Origin of the sequence: Thermococcus sp. 21S9, from assembly GCF_012027635.1 — an archaeon.
Lineage (GTDB): Archaea > Methanobacteriota_B > Thermococci > Thermococcales > Thermococcaceae > Thermococcus.
Genome location: NZ_SNUS01000044.1, coordinates 1 through 436, shown reverse-complemented (window position 1 = coordinate 436; position 436 = coordinate 1). Strand labels below are relative to the sequence as shown.

Annotated in this window: 1 protein-coding gene; it reads left to right on the top strand. The window is 34.6% G+C overall.

What is annotated here, in order from left to right; genetic code table 11:
• Window positions 1-320, top strand: a 320-nt coding sequence (locus E3E28_RS10870; protein ID WP_369334080.1) for a diacylglycerol/polyprenol kinase family protein, incomplete at its 5' end; no start/stop codon positions are given.
• Between the last annotated feature and the right edge of the window lie 116 nt (window positions 321-436).

Here is a 436-nt window from a genome sequence, read left to right as displayed (position 1 = left end):
TTATAATTGTTTACTTCTTCCCAGAAGATATTGCCATTGGTTCAATTGCTGTTGCAACTTTGGGAGATGCTATTGCAGCTATAATTGGGAAGCCTTTTGGAAAGCACCGCTTTAAGAATGGTAAAAGCATTGAAGGAAGCTTAGCTTACTTCCTAACCGCTCTTCTGATTTTAATTCCTCTAATAGATATCCCTCACGCAATAATTGGAGCATTAGCTGGAACTCTGGCAGAATTTTATGAATTGCCACCAGATGATAATTTTTCAAATCAATTAGCAGTTGCCATAACGCTTTATGTCTTTAGAAAATTTGCTCTTTAAATTTCTAGCTATTTGTTTGAACGTAAAGTATTTATATTGTCAGGTATGATATCACTGTTAGTGATAATTAGGGTGGAGGCGAAGCAATGATAAATTTCATCTTTGGTATTCATAAT